We start from the raw sequence: 16,441 nt of genomic DNA, 5'->3' as shown, positions 1-16,441 counted from the left end.
CTTCGGACCCGCCGGGCCGGGGCCGGAGGCCTACTTGCGGTGACGGGGACAATAGACGGTGGCCATCGAGCACACGTGGCCAGGAGAGGAAGGACCCACCATGGCGGAACCCGAGCGCACCGAGCCGCGGCTGCGCCCCGCGCCGCTGCTCTTCGAGCCTTCGGAGGCAGCCGCCGACCCCGAGCACTTCTTCGACCTGGAGTCGATGGAAGACCCCGCCGAGCTGCTGGAACGTGCCACGGAGCTGACCCTGGCGTTCCGGACCGCGACCGACCGGGCCGTCGAGTACCAGGCCGTCGCCGCCGCCCAGCTGGCCGACCCGAAGCGCTTCGACCGGCTGTCGGTGGCGGACATCGCGCAGCGCGCGGACTGGACCGAGGACTACGCCAAGAAGATGGTCGAGTTCGGGCGCGACCTGCTGCGCGGCCCGAAGAACCCGTAACGGCCTGATCCGCCCCCTATCGCGCACCAGGCCGTAAGCCCGCACCCGTGAGCCCGCACCCGTAAGTCACGGGCTCTTGGCATATGTCCGGCGGGCAAGATACTCCCTCCCCGCCCCCGCGTCCCCATTTCCGCAAACCTCCGAAAACGGATATCCCCGGGCGGGTAGTTCTGGTTCCATGACCGCCTGGAAGCGAGACCCCGCCCCCTCCGAGATCCAGCGCAACGCCCCCGCCCAGGTCACCCCCGCAGGCGCGGCCTGGCTCGTGTCAGCGGCGGCGTACCCGCGCAGCACTCTCTCGCTCTGGGAGGCCCGCCCCACCGCCCCCGGTGTGCTGCCGTGCGGGACCGCGTTCGACGTCGTGAACGTCCCCGCGATCTTCGGGCGCCGGATGCTCGACCGGTTATGGGCGGACGGGCCCGGCACCGGCCCGGTCGCCACCCATCGCGGCCGCATGCTGCTGTTCACCAGCCCCGGCACCGCCTGCCGACTGCCGTCCCTGCTCGAATGGGAGGAGTGGGGCAGCGCGGCGAGGACCGACGAGGCGGGGCGGCAGCGAGCGATGCCGCCGGTGCTGTGCCACGGTTCGGGCGACGCCGTGACCGTTCCCCCGCTGAGCGCCCCGGCCGGCGCCCCGGCCGCTCCCACCGGCGCGGGGCCGCGCTGGCTGGTCGCCCCCGACGTACGCCATCCGTGGCTGCCGGGGCCCGATGCGATGCTCTGGGCGTGCGTACGGGCGGCCCGCCCGGCGCCCTCCGCAGAGCCCCCGATATCGATTTTTCCTCGCGCCGATCAGGGTGCTAAGGTCTACGACGTCAGCAGGCGCCGCTAGCTCAGTTGGTTAGAGCAGCTGACTCTTAATCAGCGGGTCCGGGGTTCGAGTCCCTGGCGGCGCACAGACGGGAAGAGCCCCTCGCGGAAGCGGGGGGTTTTTTCGTGCGTGCAGACGAAGGCCTAAGGCGCTACCCCGTGAACCCCACGCCCGGCGTGATGCGTACCGTCCACGCCCCCGACTCGGTACGGTCCGCCACCTCCACTCGCGTGCCCTCCCCCGGCACCGTGAACGTCTCGCCCTCGCGCACCGGCGCGTCCGCCAGCGGGGGATACACCGAACGCTCCCAGCACGCGTCGGTGTCCGGGTGGGCGTCCACCACCTCGACCGGCCCGCCGCCCGAGGGCGGCCCGTTGCGCACCCGGTAGATCAGCACCCCCTCCGTGCACAGCGCCCGGTCGTTGCCGGCCGCGCCGCGTGCCTCGACGGCGATGACGCTGCCCTCCCCGGTCCGTACGACAGCGAGCCGCGTACCGCCCTTGTGGCCGCGGGTCCGCTCCGCCGCCAGCGGTTCCAGCGTGAGCCGGGTCTCGCCCACCCCCGACACGCAGGCCACCTCCGCCCGGTCGAGCCAGCCGAGCTTCCACTTGTGCCAGCCGAAAAGCTCGGGCGCGAGTCCGAACTGGCTTCCCATGACGTCCCAGTCGCCGACGTGCGTGTCCCAGTCGCCCTTGCCGTCGACCGGCCGGTGGTAAAGGTCCGGCAGGTCGAAGACATGGCCGGTCTCGTGGGCCAGCACATTGCGGTCGGGCGGGTGCTGCTCGAAGACCGTGACGATGCGGCGGATGGGGTGGCCGTCGGCGCGCAGCGGCTGGTCGAAGTTGACGACCTTCGTCGCGTCCGAGTCGACTCCGGGGGCGTCCGGGTCGGCGACGAGGTAGACGATGTCGTGCTGCGCGAAGTCGACCCGGGAATCCGCCGCGGCCACCGCGTCACGCAGATACGCCGAGCGCCGTCCGGGGTCCCAGTCGCGCTCTATGCCGTACGCCGTGGAGTCGTGCGGCATGTCCACCCAGTCGGGCTGGGGGTGCGGCCGCAGGTCGAATCTCCCGTACGACGCGCGCCGGAAGAAGTCGCTGGTGGCGGGGAAGTAGTCGGCCGCGAGCTGGTCGGGGGTGGTCATGGGCGGCGAGTCGGGGAAGGACAGAAAGATCATGACCGCGTCGAGGGTGCGAAGGGGGCGCGGGTACGCCTGGTTCCAGGTGTCGAGGCCGAGGGAGTGGTGCGCGGCCGTACGGGTCAGCACACAGGGCCCGCCGCTGCTCTGCGCGGCGATGGCCGGGCCCGCGACGAAGGAGGTCGCGGCGAGCGCCGCGAGGGAGGTGAACGCGGCCGCCGCACTGCGCAGGCGCTGGCGCCGGCGTGGCGGGGACCGGTCGACTCCCCCGGGTGTCTGCTGACGGACCACGTCGACCTCCGGGGACGGAAATACGGGGCAGCCCACCTACATTGCTGTGTTTTGACTGGGTATGCCCTGTTCCGGTGCCCCACTCGGGTGACGGCCCCGCCACCACCGTGACCCGCACGCGCCCGGCGCGTCATCGGTGAAATTTGAGTGGAGCCTCCACCGTCCGACGTCGAGACGACACTCCGGTGAGATCACAGAAAGTCACAAAAGATCACCTGGGCAACATTGCTAGGCGCATCCGTGCAGAAACGATCGTTCGCGGGCTCCGGGTGCCCGGCTTCACTGTGGCGTAGCTGGATCGGCCGTCCCGTCAGCCTCTATGATCGGCACACTTTCCCTGCACGCACCGTGGGGAGTCCGCCCCGGGCGGTGGCCGCCTCCACCCCGCCGACGCCCCCGACGACATCTGTACGCGATCAATGCACTGCGGGAGCGAGCGGTGAGCGGAACCTACGAGGGACCCGGTTCAGCCCCCCACCCCAACCGGCCGCCCGTCACACAACGTCACCTCGTGGGCCTCTCGGCGTCCGACGAACGTGACTGCCGGGCCGCCTTCCAGGCCGCGCACCTGCCCATGGCCGTCATCGACCGCGAGGGCCTCGTCGTCTCCGCCAACCACTCGCTCGCCGGCCTTCTCGGTTCGGACCCGTCCCAGCTGCACGACCGGGCCGCGGCCGACCTCCTCGACCTGGCCGCCGACGCCGCCGGCTCCCGTGCGTACAGCGATCTGCTCTCCGGCCGTCACTCCCACTTCGACTGCACCCGCAGGCTCAAGCACGCCGACGGGAGGTCGCTGTGGGCGGAGGTCACCATCACGCCGGTGCCGGACAGCGGCACGCTGCTGCTGTCGGTCGCGGACATCAGCGACCGGCGCGAGCTCGAGGCGAAACTGCGCCACCTCCAGATGCACGACCCGGTGACCCGGCTGCCCAACCGCACGCTGTTCTTCGAGCGGCTCACGACCGCGCTGGAGCACGCGCATGGGGCGTACGACGGCATCGACGAGGCCGGCACCGGCCGGATCGGCGTGTGCTACTTGGACCTCGACGGGTTCAAGGCCGTCAACGACACCCTCGGCCACCGCGTCGGCGACCGGCTGCTGACGGCCGTCGCCGACCGGCTGACCCTGTGCGCCGACAGCTACGGATACGCGCGGGCCGGCAGCCACCTGGTCGCGCGCCTCGGCGGCGACGAGTTCGCCCTGCTCGTCGAGGACTCCACCGGTACGGAACAGCTCGCCGACCTCGCCCAGGCCGTGCTGACCACGCTCCAGAAGCCCTTCGACCTCTGCGGCCAGCGCCTCGCCGTCTCCGCGTCGATCGGGGTCGTCGAGCGGGCGGCCGCCGGGACGACGGCGACCGGGCTGATGCAGGCCGCGGACACGACGCTGTACTGGGCGAAGGCCGACGGCAAGGCCCGCTGGACCCTCTTCGACCCCGAGCGCAACGCCCACCGCATGACCCGCCAGGCCCTGTCCAGCACGCTGCGCCCGGCCGTCGAGCGCGGCGAGTTCCGGCTGGAGTACCAGCCGCTGGTGGAGCTGGAGGGCGGGGGCGTGCGGGGGGTGGAGGCGCTGGTGCGCTGGGAGCACCCGCAGTTCGGCACGCTCACGCCGAATCGGTTCATCTCCATCGCCGAGGACGACGGTTCGATCATCCAGCTGGGCCGGTGGGTGCTGCGTACGGCGTGCCGGCAGGCCAGACAGTGGCAGATCGCGCACCCGAACACCCCGCCGATCTTCGTCAGCGTCAACGTCGCCGTACGTCAGGTGTGGGACTCCGACCTGGTCACGGACGTGGCGCAGATCCTCGCCGAGACGGGGCTGGCACCGAACCTGCTCCAGCTGGAGCTGACCGAGTCCGCGGTGATGGGGTCGGCCGGGCGGCCGCTGCAGGCGTTGCAGGCGCTGAGCGACATGGGCGTGCAGATCGCCATCGACGACTTCGGCACCGGCTACTCGAACCTCGCCTACCTGAGCCGGCTGCCCGTGTCGGTCCTCAAGCTGGACGGGTCGTTCGTCCGGGGCTTCCAGTACGACGAGGGCGGGCACCCCAACCCCGCCGACGAAACGATCGTCGAGGCCCTGGTCCAGCTCGCACACCGGCTGGGGCTCACCGTCACCGCGGAGTGCGTGGAGACGACCGGACAGGCCGCGCGACTGCGCCGGATCGGCTGCGACACGGGCCAGGGATGGCTGTACTCGCGGGCGGTGGCCCCGGAGCGGATCGCCGAGATGATCGCCGTCAGCCCACAGCGGGTCTGACGGCGGCCACCGGGAGCGTGCTCAGGGCCGGGCAGACCGTACGCGTCGGGTGCTCAGCCGCGGGGAAGACCGTACGCGTCGGCGATGAGCTCGTACGAACGCAGCCGGGCGTCGCCGCCGTGCGCGTTGGCCGTGATCATCAGCTCGTCGGCGCCGGTCCGCTTGGCCAGGTCGTCGAGGCCGGAACGGACCTCGTCGGCGGTGCCGTGGACGACGTTGCCGAGCCAGCCGTCGACGAACTCCCGCTCCAGATCGCTGAAGCGGTACGCCTCGGCCTCCTCCGGCGTCGGTATCAGCCCCGGCCGCCCGGTGCGCAGCCGGACCATCGACAGCGCGCCGGTGAGCACCTGACGGCGGGCCTCGCGCTCGTCGTCCGAGGCGAGCGCCGAGACACCGATCAGGGCGTACGGGGCGTCGAGTACGGCGGAGGGCCGGAACGACTCGCGGTAGAGGTCGAGCGCCGGAATGGTGTTCTGCGCCGAGAAGTGATGGGCGAACGCGAACGGCAGGCCGAGCGTGGCGGCGAGCCGCGCGCTGAACCCGGACGAGCCGAGCAGCCAGATGGGCGGCCGGCCCGAAGGCCCCTGGACGGGGCCGGGAACGGCGTGGATACGGGCGTAGGGGTGCCCGTCGGGGAAGTCGTCGTCGAGGAAGCGGGTCAGCTCGGCGAGCTGCTGCGGGAACTCGTCGGCGCCTTCCCGCAAGCGGTCGCTGCGCCGCAGCGCGGCGGCGGTCGCGCCGTCCGTGCCGGGCGCCCGGCCCAGCCCGAGGTCGACCCGGCCGGGGGCGAACGCCTCCAGCGTGCCGAACTGTTCGGCGATGACCAGCGGCGCGTGGTTGGGCAGCATGACCCCGCCGGAGCCGAGCCGGATGCGGTCGGTGCGGGCGGCGATGTGGGCGAGGATCACGGCCGGCGAGGAGCTGGCGACGCCGGGCATCGAGTGGTGCTCGGCGACCCAGTACCGGTGGAAACCGCGACTCTCGGCCTGGCGCGCGATCTCGACGCCGGTGCGCAGGGCCTCGGTGGCGGTGTGCCCGCTGCCGACCGTCGCCAGATCGAGTACGGACAGGGGTACGGGCGCGCTCCCGATCGCCGTGCCTCGGATGTCGTCCACCGGTGTGCCCTCCTGAGTGCGGTACGTCTTCCTGCGAGGCCAACAGGAGGGTGGCTCCGGTTATTCCTCCGGTGGGCGGGTGGGTCGGCAGCGCCTGCGGCGGGGGCCGGTGGGGCGGCGCCCGCGGCGGGCATTCCCCGACCGCCTCTCCCCTTCCGCCCCTTCCCGAAGCCGGGGCTCCGCACCCGTGGCCGTACAGTCCAGCCCCTCCGGCGTTTGAGGAGCGGGGCCCGGGGCGGAGCCCGGAGCGGGGCCCGGAGCGGGGCCCGGGGCGGAGCGCCGCACGCGGCGAAGCCGCACCATGTCACAGCGGGAAGGGACGGGTCGGGGAAAGCCCGCAGGGGCCACCTACCCCCGGCCCGCGAAGAGCGCCCCCAGCCCCCTGCCCCGCACCCGCTCGCGCCCGGCGATCCGCAGCCCCTCCCACACCGTCACCTGGTTCGCCGTGAGCACCGGCTTGCCCAGCGCCTCCTCCAGCTCCGCCACGTACGCCGCCGTGTGCAGCGCCGTATCCGGCAGCAGGACCGCGTCCGCGTCCGGGTGGTCGCCCGCGCGGGCCAGCGCCAGCACCTCCTGGCGGCCCCACGTACCGACCTCCGCGGCCGTGATGACGCCGCTGCCGCGCGCCGCGACGACCTCGATGTCCGCCGCCTTCAGGAAGTCGGTGAAGTACGCCGCCACGTCCTCGGGGTACGTAGCCGCCACCGCGACCCGGGCCGCGCCCACCTCCCGTACCGCGTGGGCGAAGGCGAACGACGTACTCGACGCGGGCAGGCCGGCCGCCCGCGCGAGGCCCGCCACCTGGTCGTGCGCGCCGTCCCAGCCGAAGACGAAGCTGCCGCTCGTGCACGCCCACACCACCGCTTCCGCCCCCGCGAGCCGCAGCTCCTCCATGCCGGCCGCGAGACGGGCGGGCGCGCCCATCTCCAGCAGCGCGTCCACGCGGTGTGCGTCCTCGCCGATGTCGGTGTGGACGACGGACAGCCGTACGTCGCCGCCGAGGAGCATTTCGATCCGCGGGTAGTCGTCCTCCGCGGAGTGTCCCGGGTAGAGAAATCCGACCGCTGTCATGACCATCCCTCCTGCCCCTCGGGGTGCGCCTGAGGCTGTGGTTGTGCTTGTGCTTGTGACGGAGACGGTGAAGGTGAAGGTGAAGGTGACTGCTCCTCGAACGACGGCTGCGACCGTCGTGTCCGCGCCGCCTCATCAATGAGCAGCCGCTGGTACGGCCCCACCGCGCACGCCCCGATCCGCCGCAGCGCCGACCACACGGTGACCTGGTTCGCCGACAGCACCGGCATCCGCAACTCCGCCTCCAACTGCGGGATCACGTCGTACGTCGGCAGGTTCGTGCAGCTGATGAAGAGACAGTCGGCCGACCCGACCACCGCCTGTCTCGCCATGTCCACCACATCCCGGTAGGGGACCTTCCAGATGTGCCGCGTCAGTCCGAGGAAAGCGCGCCCTGTGACGGCCGTCCCGGCCTCGGCCAGATAGTCCTCCAGCGCACTCGTCACGGACTCGGTGTACGGGGTGACCAGCGCGATCCGCCGCGCCCCCAGCGCGGCCAGCGCGTCGAGCAGCGCACCCGACGTGGTGACCGCGGGCAGCTCGCCGGCCCGCGTCATCGCCTCGCATATGGCGCGTTCCCCGGCCACCCCGCCGACGAAACTCCCCGAGGTGCACGCGTACGCGACGACTTCGGGCGCGACCGCCGTCAGCGACCGCACCGCCTCGCCGAGCGTCTCGTGCTCGCTGACGAGCCGGGCCAGGTCGAGGCTGACCTCGACGGGGACGTAGGGAGTACGGGTCAGGTGCAGCGAGATCTCGTCGGGCACCCAGCGCCAGAGCTCCCGGTCCAGCGCGAAGTCGAAGGGGGCCACGACGCCTACGCCGCGTTGTGGCCTTGGTCCACCGAGGAAGGAGATGTCCAATGCGGCCCCCAAGTACGTGTGTTGACGACCGTGGATTCGGGTGCGAGCGTGGTCAATCCGTACAACTCATCCGTACAACTCAGACGTGTCGAAACGGTTTCGCATCCATGTCAGAAGAGACCCTTCTCGTGCTCGACGCCGATCCCCCGCCCCGCCTCGGGCGGCTGACCGGACGTGCCCGCATCCTGCACGGTGACGAGAACACGCTCGCCCGTCAACTCCCGCTCGCCGACGTATTGTTGGTGTGGGACTTCACCTCCGACGCGGTCCGCCGCGCCTGGCCCGGCGAAGGCCCGAGGCCACGCTGGGTGCACACCGCCAGCGCAGGCGTCGACCACCTGCTCTGCCCGGAGCTCGTGGCCTCCGACACGGTGGTGACCAACGCCCGAGGCATCTTCGACCTGCCCATCGCGGAGTACGTGTCGGGCCTGGTCATCGCGCTGGCCAAGGATCTGCCCGGCACGCTGGAGCTCCAGCGGCAGCGTCGCTGGCGCCACCGCGAGACGCGGCGCGTCGCGGGCAGCCGGGCGGTGGTCGTCGGCTCCGGGCCGATCGGGCGGGAGACCGTACGCCTCCTGAAGGCCCTCGGTGTGATCACGGCGCTGGTCGGCCGCACCGCGCGCCCCGGCGTGCACGGTGCGCAGGACCTGACCCCGCTGCTCGCGCGCGCCGACTGGGTGGTGTGCGCGGCGCCGCTGACGGACACGACACGCGGGATGTTCGACGCGGCGGCGTTCGACGCCATGCAGCCGTCGGCGCACTTCATCAATGTGGGGCGCGGGCAGCTCGTCGTCGAGAACGCCCTGGTCGCGGCGTTGGAGAAGCGGTGGATCGCGGGCGCGGCGCTCGACGTGTTCGGCGCGGAACCGCTGCCGCAGGACAGCCCGCTGTGGGACGTTCCCGGTCTGATCGTGTCGCCGCACATGAGCGGCGACACGATCGGCTGGCGCGACGACCTGGGCACCCAGTTCGTCGACCTGTACGAACAATGGGCCGCCGGAAAGCCACTGACGAACGTGGTGGACAAGAAACGTGGGTACGTCCCCACCCATGACTGAACCGACCGAGCCGACCGCCCAGACGCCCCTGACCCCCGCGACCTCTCTGACCTCTCTGACCGCGCGTCAACTCATCGCCGGTTACGAGGCGGGCGACTTCTCCCCCGTCGACGCGACCCGCGCCGCCCTGGCCCGTATCGAGGCCACGGAGCCCCGGGTCAACGCGTTCGTCCGGGTCGACACCGAGGCCGCGCTCGCGCGGGCGGAGGCATCTGCCGAGCGGTGGCGCCGGGGAGAGCCGCAGGGCCTGGTCGACGGCGTCCCGGTGTCGGTGAAGGACCTGTTGCTGCTGCGCGACGGTCCGACCCTGCGCGGCTCCAGGACCGTACCGGCCCAGGGGCCGTGGGACGAGGACGCGCCGTCGGTGGCGCGACTGCGCGAGCACGGCGCGGTGTTCCTCGGCAAGACGACCACGCCGGAGTTCGGCTGGAAGGGCGTGACGGACTCCCCGCTGACCGGCGTGACGGGCAATCCGTACGACCCGTCCCGCACGGCCGGCGGCTCCAGCGGCGGCAGCGCGGCGGCGGTGGCGCTCGGCGCGGGGCCGCTGTCGCTCGGCACGGACGGGGGCGGGTCGGTCCGTATCCCGGCGTCCTTCTGCGGGATCTTCGGCCTGAAGCCGACGTACGGCCGGATCCCCCTCTACCCGTCCAGCCCCTTCGGCACCCTCGCGCACGCCGGCCCGATGACGCGGGACGCGGCGGACGCGGCGCTGCTGATGGACGTCGTCAGCGGCCCCGACTGGCGCGACTGGTCCCAACTGGCGCCCGGCGGCAGCATGACGGCGGCCCTGGACGGGGGCGTGAAGGGCCTGCGGGTGGCGTACTCACCGTCGTTCGGAGGTCAGGTGGCGGTACGCCCCGACGTGGCGGCGGCGGTGCGTGCGGCGGCGGAAAAGCTGGCCGAGCTGGGCGCGTACGTCGAGGAGGCCGACCCCGACTTCGCCGACCCGGTCGACGCCTTCCACACTCTCTGGTTCAGCGGCGCGGCGCGCGTGGTCCAGCACCTCGGCAAGGCCCAGCGCGACCTGCTCGACCCGGGGCTGCGCGAGATCTGCGCGGTGGGCGCCCGCTATTCCGCGCTGGACTACCTGGCGGCCGTCGACGCCCGCATGGAGCTGGGCCGCCGCATGGGCCGCTTCCACGCGACGTACGACGTGCTGCTGACACCGACCCTGCCCCTGACCGCGTTCGAGGCGGGCGCCGAAGCCCCCAAGTCGGCGGCCCACCGCCGCTGGACGGCCTGGACCCCGTTCACGTACCCATTCAACCTGACGCAGCAGCCGGCGGCGACGATGCCGTGCGGCCTGGACGCCGCCGGCCTCCCCATCGGCGTCCAACTGGTCGCCGCCCGCCACCAGGACGCCCTAGTCCTGCGCACGGCACACGCCCTGTACGGCGCGGGCCTGGCGGCGACAACCGGCCCCCCGTCACTGCCGTGACACCGCCGACTGAAAGGGAGGGTCACGCTGTCAGGGCGGGGAGAAGGCGTGGCCCTCCGCTCACTTCGGCGGCCGCCGTGCGGCAATCGTGGCAGCGGTCGTCCGCTTCGGGAGACCGGAAGGCGCGTTCGCAGCCGTCGCAGGTACGGAGCGGTGCCGGGACGAAGGCCGTGGCGGGGTAGAGCGAGCGGCCCGGCGGGGGTTTGGGCAGGTGCAGAGGCAGGAGCGCGGCCAGCCGGTGGCCGACGAACCCGGCGGGATACGCGATCCCCTCCACCGGCAACCGCTCCAGAATCGCCCGGCGTACGTCCGTGACACTGAGGTCGCGCTCCAGCCAGGCCGCGACAGCCGGAACGAGCCGGTGCACATCCCACCGCGCGAGCCTGAGCCGCGGATCAGCGGCACGCAGCCCGGCGAGGAGGTCGGTGGCTGCGCCGCGGATCTCGGACGTGAGCTCGGACTTGGGTACGGGAAGCGCGAGCCGAGCGCTGGGCGCCGCGCTGGACACGATCGTCCTGGGTACGTCCACGAAGCCCGGCACCGGATCCGGATCCGCACCGGCAGCGGCCGCAGCAACCGGCAGCGGGTCAGACGCGGGCGCCCGCTCCTCCGCCTGCGCCGTGCTCGTCGGCTCGGGCTCACCGGCGAGGTCCGCGTCAGCGTACGCGGCCCGCAAGACCGCCCCCGGATTGTCGTAGAACACCGTCCGCGTCACAAACCTCCCGCCCTCGGCCCGCTCCCTGATCCGCGCGAGGTACCTGTGCGCCACCAACTCCCGCAGCGCCGCGGCGATTCGCACCTCGCCCTCGGCGAACCTCATCGCCAGCTCCTTGATGCCGATCCGCACCCCGTCCGGCAGCGACTGGATGTGCGTGGCCAGGCCGATCGCCGTCAGCGACATCGCGGGATGCTGGGCGAGGTGGTTGCCGACCACGGTGAAGCGCTCCGTGTGCCGGAACTTGACGTGGCGTACCCCGGCGGCGGAACCGCCGGACCGCGAGCGCGCGGGCGCGCTAAGGTTCTTCTCAGCCATGGGGAAGGTTTCGCTTCCTGAGTGGTGAGGCCCCGGTCGGGATGCCAGTCCCGGCCAGGGGCCGTCAGAGTCTGTGGAGTTGTCTGCAGGGCAGACACTAGCCCGCCAACTCACCCACTTCACACCAGAATTCGCGCATTCACCCGTGCGAGTGACGAAGCCGCATGGGGTCGGGGTCGGGTCGGGCAGGGATCCTTTCTCTCAAGTTGTTAAGTGTTTTACGTCGCGGACCACGAGGTCGCGGACCACCGGGTCGCGACATTCACGATCCGGCCGAATCGGACATTCAACCCAGCGAAAGCGGTCCCCCTCGGTTGATATCGGGGGCTTTCGTCGTGACTGACAGGCGCTCTTGACGGACTCCATCGGGCGGGTCATGGTCGTGCAATCAGGTGCAATTGGATCGACGCAGGGAGAGGCCATGCGCTTGCGTTTCCTGGGGATCATCCCGAACACCCCGGACACCGACTCACCGACTATCTGGCTTGATGAGGAGTCGGGTGATCTGCTGATCCAGTCCTACAAGGCCAAGGAGGACGAGGTGAAGGCGTGTCAGGAGTTCGGCTCGATTCCCGGTCACTCCACCGATGTCCCGGATCACGAGACGATCATTCGGCTCCCCAGGGTCATGCGGAAGTACCTGCCCCCTCACGACAGCGAGCAGAGCGATGTCGAACCCCGTACTTGAGGGGCTGGCGAAGGCCCAGCGCTCCGCTGTCCACTTGGAGATGCGCGACGCCTACCAGCCGAGCGATCCCGAGTTCATCGCGTGGCAGAACGGCAAGCGCCTTGACCCCGCCGACCGGTCGTCGTGGTGGCGTCCGTTCCTCGACGTGGTGGTTGAGACAACCGGGCGGGGAGTCGAGATGCGGCGGGCACGGATCGTTTCGGAACCCGTGACGGACTACATCAAGTACGAGTACGACGTGACGTTCCCGAACGCGGCGGCGGGTGAACTGATCCGTTGGCTGCCCAGGCGCAAAGCGGCCGACATTGCGCTTCCAGGTACTGACCTGTGGATGTTTGATGGGTCGTCAGTACTGTTCACCTACTTCTCTGGAACTGGAGAGGTGGTTGACCGGGAGTGGCGTACCGAACCGGACGTCGTGGATCTGGTCAGTACGGCCTTTGCAACGGTGTGGGAACGGGCGACCCCCCACAGGGATTACAAGCCGGTCTGACGCACCATGCCAGTCACAGGATCATCAAGCGTCCAGCAGGCCCGGCAGGTCCTTGCCAACCGCCTACGGGAGTTGTGCAAGGACGCGGGGTTGGACGGCAAGGACCTTGCCGCGGCGTGCGGCTGGCACCCTTCCAAGGTGTCCCGGATCTCCACCGCGAAGACCGCGCCATCCGCCGATGACATTCGCGCGTGGTGCGGAGCCTGCCGCGCTGAGGACCAGACAGAGGACCTGATTGCCTCCCTGCGGGCCGTCGAAGGCATGTGGGTGTCGTGGCGTCGGATGGAGCGTGCGGGGCTGCGGCGTGCCCAGGAAGCCCGCTTGCCGCTGTACGAGCGCACCCGCTGGTTCCGGGCTTACTCACCGGGTCTGGTTCCCGGGCTGGTCCAGACGCACGGGTACACGGAAGACGTGCTGCGTGCCGTCCAGCGGAGGCGGGTGCAGATCGATGACGTGGCGGATGCCGTAGCCGCACGCATGGAACGTCAGCGAGTCGTGCACGAAGGGCAACGGCGCTTCGCGTTCCTGGTTGAGGAGTCGGTGTTGAGCAACGGGCTTGGCGACGCCGACACACAGGCTGAGCAGCTGAATCACTTGCTGAGCGTCGCCGCACTGCCCAACGTCAGCGTCGGCGTGATCCCCACGCGCCTTGGCCGGGCACGGATGCCGGTAGAGGGCTTCTGGATCTTCGACAAGGCACAGGTCAACGTGGAGCTTGTCTCTGGTTATCTCACGATCACGCAGCCCAGCGAGGTAGCCATGTACGCCGACACGTTCACCACGCTGGCCGACATGGCGGTCTACGGAGCGAAGGCCCGCGCGCTGATCGGTAAGGCCCTTGACTCGCTCACGTAATCCGCGCGCAATCGCCTGCAATCTGCTGTGAGTCGGGAGCCGTGGGTTCCTAGCTTTGTCGTCATCAGGACGACGCTAGGGGTGCACCGATGACCAACCCAACCACGTATTCGGGCTTGCCCGTTGAGCTGCCGCTGAGACTCGAAGCCGACCCGCCTCCCGCAGTGAACTGCGATGTGTGTCAGGCACTCAGCGAAGAGCGCCGTGAGGCACGGGCCAAGGGCGACATGTCCAGGGTCTCGGACGTGAACGTGGAGATCCGGCAGCACCCGCACAAGAAGAGGCGGCAGAGCGCGTGATCCCCATGGCTCAGTACAAGAGCGCACGAGCTGAGGCGGACCACATCGCGGGGCTCGTCCGTGCCGCCCTGATCCGGGCCGGGCTCTCGGAGGACGACGCGTCGCGGGTGCGCGGTCTGGTGACCGGCAGCGGGGGCGCGTACGTGGAAGTGGGTACGTTCCGCGACGGCGCGGCTATCAAGCTGCTCGAAGCCCTACCGCCGGCGCGGGTCGCTCCCGAGGACTCCGACGACTGCCCGAAGCTCCCCGCCGAGAGCTTCTGATCTTCCAAGCCCCACCTGTGCGCGCCCCCGTGCCCAGAAACGCGGTGACCCGCTTCATCCCCCGTCGATACGATCTTCCCACCCATCCTGGAGGAGCAGACGTGACGCAGCAGAACGCGGAGGAGCGGCCGGGGATCGCCGCGGCCATTGTCGTCCACGAGGGGCGTGTGCTCATGGTGCGCCGCCGGGTCAGTGAGGGGCAGCTCTCCTGGCAGTTCCCGGCCGGTGAGGTCGAGCCCGGCGAGTCCCGCGAGGACGCCGCAGTGCGGGAGACCCAGGAGGAGACCGGCCTGGACGTGGACGCCGTGAAGCTGCTCGGCGAGCGGATCCACCCGAAGACGGACCGGTCGATGTCGTACACGGCCTGCGAGGTGGTACGCGGTACCGCCTATGTCGCGGACACGGAGGAGCTGGCCGAGGTCGCCTGGGTCGCCCATGGCGAGATCCCGCAGTACGTGCCGTACGGGCTGTTCGAGCCTGTGCAGGACTACCTCGACGCGGCCCTGCCTGCCTGAGTTGGCCCCAGAGCCCAGGAGCATGCGCCCAGAGGGACGCGTCGTTGTTGTCGAGGCCGGGGTAGCCGCCACTAACTTTCGGGGGTCAGAATTCTCACTCCGGCGCTGTGCTCCTCGTTGGTCGTCGCGGGCGGGTTAGCGCACCGTTCCATCCCACTGCCAGTCCGCGCGCCGGGGCAGCCCGGGAAGCGGGATGCGGCCCGTACACCACAGCAATGTGTCGGACGGGCCGTGCCCTGATTGAGCATCGGGGAAGAGTCGGGCGAGGACGGCTGAGCTGAGGACGTCGGGCGGGGCCCAGGAGAGATTGAGGGCGCGGGTGATGTCGTAGGTGTGGACGGCCAGTTCGGTGATTCCCATGGCGGCGAATCCGGTGGCGTCGGAGTGACCCCAGGGGTGCCAGGCGCGTGCGCCAACGGTCGTGTCGCGGACGGTGGAGGTGAGGAGGGAAGCCGCGATACGGAGACCCCCCAGACAGGCGGGGACAGGGGCCTGGGGGTCGAGTGAGGCGAAGAGGGTGACATAGCGGTCGTCGGGCCGGGAGATGAGCAGGCCGGTGTAGCCGGTCAGGCCGAGCGCGAGATGGTCGAGAGTTTGGCGGCAGGTCCAGTCGAGGTCGCGGGCGGGGCGTGACCAGTCCTGGTCGGCTCCCTTGAGGAGGGCGGCCAGGCAGTCGTCGGTGGCGGTCGACAGCAGGTCCGTCCATGGCACGGAGGTAGGGGGAGGGACGGGGTCCGATGTGCAATGAGTGACGGCTGTTGGTGTCGTGGTCACTTGTCGCCCGCCGGGTTCTTCAGTACCTCAATCACGCTCGCGTAGCTGTCGGAGCCGTGGCCTGCGGCCTTGGCCCGCTGCATGGCGGCCTTCAGGAGCTCGGGCAGGGCGTTGTCGATGCCTCGGGACGCTGCGGCGTGGATGAGATGGTCGATGGCCGCGATCTGTACGTCGACGGTGGCGTCGTCGCCCGGGTAGCGGCCGGCGTCCACCTGCGGCGCGTACGTGGTCAGGAACCCGGCCACTGCGGTCAGCCAGCGGATCGCGATGGGGGTGAAGGCCGTGGCCTCTGTCTTCTCCGCGGCGACCAGCGCGGTGCCGTGCAGCCAGCCGGTCATGGTGGACCACATCAGGCCGAGCAGGGCGGCGTCGTACAGGGAGGCCAGGCCAGGGTCGGTGCCCAGGTGCAGGGGGTCCCCCAGGGCCGCCAGGGTCGGACGGTGGGCCTCGAAGACGGCGTGCGAACCGCTGTACAGGAACATCATCTTGGAGCTGCCCACGCCGGGCGGGGTGGTCATGATCGCGCCGTCGAGGTAGTCGGCGCCGTGGGATCGGGCCCACGCAACGGCCTCGTGCGCCTGCTCAGGGGAGCCGGAGGTGAGGTTGACCAGGGCCTTGCCCGCGAGGGAGCCGGCGACGGGGTTGAGGACGGTGTACAGCGCCTTGTAGTCGAGTACGCAGGCGATGGCGAGCGGGCTCGCTGCGATCGCCTCCTCAGGAGTCGAGGCCAGGCGGGCGCCCCGGTCGACCAGTGACCGGGCCTTGCGCGCCGAACGGTTCCACACGGTGGTCGGGTGGCCGCGGTCCAGCAACGCGGCGGCCAGCGCCGAGCCCATCGAGCCCAATCCGATGACGGTTACAGCCTGGCGGTCAGCATTCATGCCACAACTCCCTGTACGTCCGCACATGGCGGTTGATCACGTACGGACCACGCTCGCAGCGTGCGACGGCCGGGAACAGTGACACTGATGACCGCCACCACCAAATTCCTGCCATATCCTTCGGGGCATGAGCGCTGGTTCTGTCGC

The 16,441-nt window shown here is 70.8% G+C and carries 18 protein-coding genes and 1 tRNA gene; 12 read left to right on the top strand and 7 right to left on the bottom strand.

The features are described 5' to 3' along the window. Window positions 1–100: 100 nt before the first annotated feature. The 3 genes from ACU6WZ_RS18765 (at window position 101) to ACU6WZ_RS18755 (ending at window position 1,338) form a co-directional block, all read left to right on the top strand. On the top strand, window positions 101–442 hold the full coding sequence (locus tag ACU6WZ_RS18765; protein ID WP_447029201.1) for a DUF8844 domain-containing protein: 342 nt from the start codon (window positions 101–103) through the stop codon (window positions 440–442). 178 nt (window positions 443–620) lie between these two features. Further along, window positions 621–1,274 carry a bifunctional DNA primase/polymerase gene (locus ACU6WZ_RS18760; protein ID WP_447029200.1) on the top strand — a complete coding sequence of 218 codons (654 nt, stop codon included), beginning with the start codon at window positions 621–623 and terminating at the stop codon, window positions 1,272–1,274. Continuing rightward, window positions 1,265–1,338, top strand: a tRNA-Lys gene (locus ACU6WZ_RS18755). Before ACU6WZ_RS18760 ends, ACU6WZ_RS18755 begins: the two co-directional genes overlap by 10 nt. A 66-nt stretch (window positions 1,339–1,404) precedes the next feature. On the opposite strand, the gene ACU6WZ_RS18750 is transcribed toward ACU6WZ_RS18755, so the two are convergent. Beyond that, entirely contained in the window at window positions 1,405–2,682 is a 1,278-nt protein-coding gene (locus ACU6WZ_RS18750; protein WP_447029199.1) for a M6 family metalloprotease domain-containing protein, read from the bottom strand. Window positions 2,683–3,121: 439 nt separating this feature from the next. On the opposite strand from ACU6WZ_RS18750, the gene ACU6WZ_RS18745 reads away from it, so the two are divergent. Further along, complete coding sequence (locus tag ACU6WZ_RS18745) at window positions 3,122–4,945, top strand: putative bifunctional diguanylate cyclase/phosphodiesterase (RefSeq protein WP_447029198.1); 1,824 nt, start codon at window positions 3,122–3,124, stop codon at window positions 4,943–4,945. Between the two features lie 53 nt (window positions 4,946–4,998). Here the strand turns inward: ACU6WZ_RS18745 and ACU6WZ_RS18740 are convergent, their stop codons facing one another. From ACU6WZ_RS18740 to ACU6WZ_RS18730, 3 genes are all read right to left on the bottom strand, one after another. Further along, window positions 4,999–6,060 carry an LLM class flavin-dependent oxidoreductase gene (locus ACU6WZ_RS18740; RefSeq protein WP_447029196.1) on the bottom strand — a complete coding sequence of 354 codons (1,062 nt, stop codon included), beginning with the start codon at window positions 6,058–6,060 and terminating at the stop codon, window positions 4,999–5,001. A gap of 348 nt (window positions 6,061–6,408) precedes the next feature. After that, window positions 6,409–7,131: a maleate cis-trans isomerase family protein gene (locus ACU6WZ_RS18735; RefSeq protein WP_447029195.1), complete on the bottom strand. Its 723-nt coding sequence runs from the start codon at window positions 7,129–7,131 to the stop codon at window positions 6,409–6,411. Continuing rightward, a complete protein-coding gene (locus tag ACU6WZ_RS18730) occupies window positions 7,128–7,994 on the bottom strand; it encodes a maleate cis-trans isomerase family protein (RefSeq protein ID WP_447034125.1) in 867 nt (288 codons plus the stop codon). The genes ACU6WZ_RS18735 and ACU6WZ_RS18730 overlap by 4 nt, the downstream gene beginning before the upstream one ends. A gap of 107 nt (window positions 7,995–8,101) precedes the next feature. Here ACU6WZ_RS18730 and ACU6WZ_RS18725 point away from each other — a divergent pair, with 107 nt between their 5' ends. Next, entirely contained in the window at window positions 8,102–9,052 is a 951-nt protein-coding gene (locus tag ACU6WZ_RS18725; protein ID WP_447029194.1) for a D-2-hydroxyacid dehydrogenase, read from the top strand. Then, window positions 9,045–10,493, top strand: coding sequence for an amidase (locus ACU6WZ_RS18720; RefSeq protein WP_447029193.1), 1,449 nt, complete (start codon window positions 9,045–9,047; stop codon window positions 10,491–10,493). Before ACU6WZ_RS18725 ends, ACU6WZ_RS18720 begins: the two co-directional genes overlap by 8 nt. A 22-nt stretch (window positions 10,494–10,515) precedes the next feature. Here the strand turns inward: ACU6WZ_RS18720 and ACU6WZ_RS18715 are convergent, their stop codons facing one another. After that, on the bottom strand, window positions 10,516–11,526 hold the full coding sequence (locus ACU6WZ_RS18715; RefSeq protein ID WP_447029192.1) for a helix-turn-helix domain-containing protein: 1,011 nt from the start codon (window positions 11,524–11,526) through the stop codon (window positions 10,516–10,518). A gap of 421 nt (window positions 11,527–11,947) precedes the next feature. Here ACU6WZ_RS18715 and ACU6WZ_RS18710 point away from each other — a divergent pair, with 421 nt between their 5' ends. From ACU6WZ_RS18710 to ACU6WZ_RS18685, 6 genes are all read left to right on the top strand, one after another. After that, window positions 11,948–12,214: a hypothetical protein gene (locus ACU6WZ_RS18710; RefSeq protein ID WP_447029191.1), complete on the top strand. Its 267-nt coding sequence runs from the start codon at window positions 11,948–11,950 to the stop codon at window positions 12,212–12,214. After that, window positions 12,195–12,707 (top strand): DUF6879 family protein, encoded by a 513-nt coding sequence (locus ACU6WZ_RS18705; RefSeq protein ID WP_447029189.1) that lies wholly within the window; start codon window positions 12,195–12,197, stop codon window positions 12,705–12,707. Before ACU6WZ_RS18710 ends, ACU6WZ_RS18705 begins: the two co-directional genes overlap by 20 nt. Before the next feature lie 6 nt (window positions 12,708–12,713). Continuing rightward, window positions 12,714–13,562, top strand: coding sequence for a helix-turn-helix domain-containing protein (locus tag ACU6WZ_RS18700; protein ID WP_447029187.1), 849 nt, complete (start codon window positions 12,714–12,716; stop codon window positions 13,560–13,562). An 89-nt stretch (window positions 13,563–13,651) separates the two neighbouring features. Continuing rightward, the gene (locus ACU6WZ_RS18695; RefSeq protein WP_447029186.1) at window positions 13,652–13,861 is read left to right on the top strand and encodes a hypothetical protein; all 210 of its coding nucleotides are present in this window, start codon (window positions 13,652–13,654) and stop codon (window positions 13,859–13,861) included. Beyond that, entirely contained in the window at window positions 13,858–14,124 is a 267-nt protein-coding gene (locus ACU6WZ_RS18690) for a hypothetical protein (RefSeq protein WP_447029184.1), read from the top strand. The genes ACU6WZ_RS18695 and ACU6WZ_RS18690 overlap by 4 nt, the downstream gene beginning before the upstream one ends. 101 nt (window positions 14,125–14,225) lie before the next feature. Then, window positions 14,226–14,639: an NUDIX hydrolase gene (locus ACU6WZ_RS18685; RefSeq protein ID WP_447029183.1), complete on the top strand. Its 414-nt coding sequence runs from the start codon at window positions 14,226–14,228 to the stop codon at window positions 14,637–14,639. Between the two features lie 135 nt (window positions 14,640–14,774). On the opposite strand, the gene ACU6WZ_RS18680 is transcribed toward ACU6WZ_RS18685, so the two are convergent. Further along, window positions 14,775–15,350 carry a maleylpyruvate isomerase N-terminal domain-containing protein gene (locus ACU6WZ_RS18680; RefSeq protein WP_447029182.1) on the bottom strand — a complete coding sequence of 192 codons (576 nt, stop codon included), beginning with the start codon at window positions 15,348–15,350 and terminating at the stop codon, window positions 14,775–14,777. A gap of 59 nt (window positions 15,351–15,409) precedes the next feature. Continuing rightward, window positions 15,410–16,294, bottom strand: a complete 885-nt coding sequence (locus tag ACU6WZ_RS18675) for an NAD(P)-dependent oxidoreductase (RefSeq protein WP_447029180.1) — start codon at window positions 16,292–16,294, stop codon at window positions 15,410–15,412. Window positions 16,295–16,441: the final 147 nt, after the last annotated feature.

The organism is Streptomyces hypolithicus (assembly GCF_052934925.1).
This window is presented reverse-complemented; position numbering and strand designations above follow the sequence as displayed.

Bases quoted from the DNA above. Each gene is read 5' to 3' on its own strand.
- ACU6WZ_RS18695 (WP_447029186.1), top strand. From the start codon at position 13,652: ATGACCAACCCAACCACGTATTCGGGCTTGCCCGTTGAGCTGCCGCTG.
- ACU6WZ_RS18720 (WP_447029193.1), top strand. From the start codon at position 9,045: ATGACTGAACCGACCGAGCCGACCGCCCAGACGCCCCTGACCCCCGCG.
- ACU6WZ_RS18765 (WP_447029201.1), top strand. From the start codon at position 101: ATGGCGGAACCCGAGCGCACCGAGCCGCGGCTGCGCCCCGCGCCGCTG.
- ACU6WZ_RS18735 (WP_447029195.1), bottom strand. From the start codon at position 7,131: ATGACAGCGGTCGGATTTCTCTACCCGGGACACTCCGCGGAGGACGAC.
- ACU6WZ_RS18725 (WP_447029194.1), top strand. From the start codon at position 8,102: ATGTCAGAAGAGACCCTTCTCGTGCTCGACGCCGATCCCCCGCCCCGC.
- ACU6WZ_RS18705 (WP_447029189.1), top strand. From the start codon at position 12,195: ATGTCGAACCCCGTACTTGAGGGGCTGGCGAAGGCCCAGCGCTCCGCT.
- ACU6WZ_RS18675 (WP_447029180.1), bottom strand. From the start codon at position 16,294: ATGAATGCTGACCGCCAGGCTGTAACCGTCATCGGATTGGGCTCGATG.
- ACU6WZ_RS18760 (WP_447029200.1), top strand. From the start codon at position 621: ATGACCGCCTGGAAGCGAGACCCCGCCCCCTCCGAGATCCAGCGCAAC.
- ACU6WZ_RS18700 (WP_447029187.1), top strand. From the start codon at position 12,714: ATGCCAGTCACAGGATCATCAAGCGTCCAGCAGGCCCGGCAGGTCCTT.
- ACU6WZ_RS18710 (WP_447029191.1), top strand. From the start codon at position 11,948: ATGCGCTTGCGTTTCCTGGGGATCATCCCGAACACCCCGGACACCGAC.
- ACU6WZ_RS18715 (WP_447029192.1), bottom strand. From the start codon at position 11,526: ATGGCTGAGAAGAACCTTAGCGCGCCCGCGCGCTCGCGGTCCGGCGGT.